Source organism: Vibrio sp. M260121 (genome assembly GCF_036533715.1).
GTDB lineage: Bacteria > Pseudomonadota > Gammaproteobacteria > Enterobacterales > Vibrionaceae > Vibrio.
In genome coordinates, this window is sequence record NZ_JATABF010000128.1 from 1 (window position 1) to 464 (window position 464).

Genomic DNA, 464 nt, shown 5'->3' on the forward strand with positions numbered 1-464 from the left:
TTCAAAATCAACAGCGCGAAAGACGACGCTGCGGGTCTTCAAATCTCGAACCGCTTGAACGTACAAAGCCGTGGCCTGGATGTGGCTGTTCGTAACGCGAACGACGGTATCTCTATTGCACAAACTGCTGAAGGTGCAATGAACGAGACAACTAACATCCTACAACGTATGCGTGACCTGTCTCTTCAATCAGCAAACGGCTCTAACTCAAAATCTGAGCGTGTTGCGATTCAAGAAGAAGTAACGGCACTAAACGACGAACTAAACCGTATCGCTGAAACGACATCTTTCGGTGGTAACCGTCTACTTAACGGTACTTACGGCACTCAGTCTTTCCAAATCGGTGCGGATAACGGTGAAGCAGTAATGCTTAACCTAAAAGACATGCGCTCAGACAATAAAATGATGGGCGGCGTGAGCTACCAAGCTGACAACGGTAAAGACAAAAACTGGAACGTTGAAGC

Annotated in this window: 1 protein-coding gene; it reads left to right on the plus strand. The window is 47.2% G+C overall.

Annotated elements, in window-relative coordinates; all coding sequences use genetic code 11:
* A partial coding sequence (locus QTO06_RS25430) for a flagellin N-terminal helical domain-containing protein (protein WP_443088839.1) occupies positions 1-464 on the plus strand: 464 nt, incomplete at both ends.